We start from the raw sequence: 2,162 nt of genomic DNA, 5'->3' as shown, positions 1-2,162 counted from the left end.
GTGCCGCCGCGGCGGTGGCAACCTGGGTGGTGAGCATGGCAGCGCCGGCAAGACCGTCGGCTGCCAGTTCCGAACCGGCGTTGAAGCCGAACCAGCCAACCCACAGCAGTGAAGCGCCGATCACCGAATAGACCAGGTTATGCGGCGCCATGTTGGTGGTGCCATAGCCTTCGCGCTTGCCGAGAACCAGCGCACAGACCAGACCGGCGACACCGGCGTTGATGTGAACGACCGTACCGCCGGCAAAGTCGAGCACGCCCGCCGATCCGAGGAAGCCGCCACCCCAGACCCAATGCGCGATCGGCACGTAGACGACCAGCAGCCACAACGCCATGAAGATCAGCAGCGCCGAGAACTTCATGCGTTCGGCGAAGGCGCCGGCAATGAGCGCCGGCGTGATGATGGCGAATGTCATCTGGAACATCGAGAACACGAATTCAGGAATGTTGGCGACGCCCGGCAGCCACAGCGAGGCCGTGGTGATGCCGTGATGGAAGAACTTCGAGGTGCCGCCGATATAGCTGTTCACGCCGCCGCCGTCCGAGAAGGCCAGCGAATAGCCGAACATGAACCACAGCACCGTCACCAGGCAGGTGATGGCGAAGCTCTGCATGACGGTGGCGAGCACGTTCTTCTTGCGCACCATGCCGCCGTAGAACAGCGCCAGGCCCGGAATGGTCATCATCAGCACCAGCGCCGTCGAGGTCAGCATCCAGGCGGTGTTGCCGGTGTCGAGCACCGGGGTCGGGGCAGCAGCCGGCGCGGCCGCGGCTGCGGCCGGTGCCGCTTCCTGTGCGAAGGCGGCAACCGTGCCCAATGCTGCGAGAGTAAGCGAACCCAAAAGGGCAGCTCGTCCCGTCGTCTTCAAGGTGGAAGGAATATTCATTGAACTCTCCATTGGAATACGTGATCGCCGCTCAGAGCGCGTCGGTGTCTGTTTCGCCGGTGCGGATGCGCACCGCCTGATCGATGCCGAAAACGAAGATCTTGCCGTCGCCGATCTGGCCGGTCTTGGCGGCTGCGGTGATGGCTTCGACGGCCTTGTCGACCATGTCGGCACTGACCGCGACTTCGATCTTGATCTTCGGCAGGAAGCTGACCGCGTATTCCGCCCCGCGATAGATCTCCGTATGCCCTTTCTGACGCCCGTAGCCTTTGACTTCGGTGACGGTCAGGCCCTGGATGCCGACGGCGGTGAGCGCTTCGCGTACCTCGTCGAGCTTGAACGGCTTGATGATTGCCATCACGATTTTCATAAGGTTTCACCCTTTGCTGTTGCGGTCCCCCGCGTTTGTACACCTTCACCGATCCCAAAGAGCCGGAGAGTGCCCACAAGGATTCAAGCTCCGTGCCAAGTGCGGAAGCAGGGTGTTAACCCACTGTAAACAAAGAGATTAGGGAGTGCGCCGACGCAACCTGCCCACAGCTGCGGCGATACGCCTGCTTAAAAATTGGGCAAATTTCGAAAAATGCCTACTCTGCAGGCGATCGCTTGAGCCGGATCAGCCCTTCCTGCGCAACCGAGGCAATCAGCGTACCGTCGCGGGCAAACAGCGAGCCGCGTGTAAAGCCGCGCGAGCCCTGCGTCGACGGGCTGTCCTGCGTGTAGAGCATCCAGTCGTCGAGCGCATGGCTGCGGTGGAACCACATGGCGTGGTCGAGGCTCGCCGCCTGGATATCGCGATCGAAAATGGCGCGGCCATGCGCGAAGGTCGATGTGTCGAGCAGCGTCATGTCGGAGAGATAGGCGAGCACCGCTGCCTGGATGGCGCGGTCCGCCGGCACCGGACCGGTGGTGCGGATCCAGATGTTCTGCTTTGGCTCCAGCTTTTCGCGGCTGGTGTAATGCTTCAGCATCACCGGCTTCATCTCGATCGGCCGGTCGCGCTCCCAGTAGCGTTTGATCCCATCGGGCACCGCCTCGCCGAATTTGCCCAGCAATTCGCGTTGCGACAGCAATGTGTCCGGCCCCGGAACGTCCTGCGGCATCGGCACCTGGTGCTCCAGGCCGACCTCATCCTGCTGGAACGAGGCTTCGAGCGAAAAGATCGCCTGGCCGTGCTGGACCGCCACCACGCGCCGCGTGGTGAAGGAGCCGCCGTCGCGAATGCGGTCGACCTCGTAGACGATCGGCACCTTGGTGTCGCCGGGCCGCATGAAAT

2 protein-coding genes and 1 pseudogene are annotated in these 2,162 nt (G+C 62.7%); all 3 read right to left on the bottom strand.

Translation table 11 applies throughout. The features are described from left to right. Positions 1 to 712, bottom strand: a pseudogene (locus EN884_RS33990) (ammonia channel protein); the annotation flags it as partial. A gap of 205 nt (positions 713 to 917) precedes the next feature. Beyond that, a complete protein-coding gene (locus tag EN884_RS33985; protein ID WP_013528889.1) occupies positions 918 to 1,256 on the bottom strand; it encodes a P-II family nitrogen regulator in 339 nt (112 codons plus the stop codon). A 217-nt stretch (positions 1,257 to 1,473) separates the two neighbouring features. Then, the coding region (locus EN884_RS33980) for an acyl-CoA thioesterase II (protein WP_164895352.1) at positions 1,474 to 2,162 on the bottom strand (689 nt) is incomplete at its 5' end.

The sequence above is a fragment of the Mesorhizobium sp. M7A.F.Ca.AU.001.01.1.1 genome (genome assembly GCF_004022735.1).
Taxonomy (GTDB): Bacteria; Pseudomonadota; Alphaproteobacteria; order Rhizobiales; family Rhizobiaceae; genus Mesorhizobium; species Mesorhizobium ciceri.
The sequence above is the reverse complement of the archived record's forward strand: the minus strand, read 5'-3'. Positions and strand labels throughout refer to the sequence as shown.

Excerpts from the sequence above, each read along its gene's own strand:
- EN884_RS33985 (WP_013528889.1), bottom strand. The coding sequence starts at position 1,256 with ATGAAAATCGTGATGGCAATCATCAAGCCGTTCAAGCTCGACGAGGTA.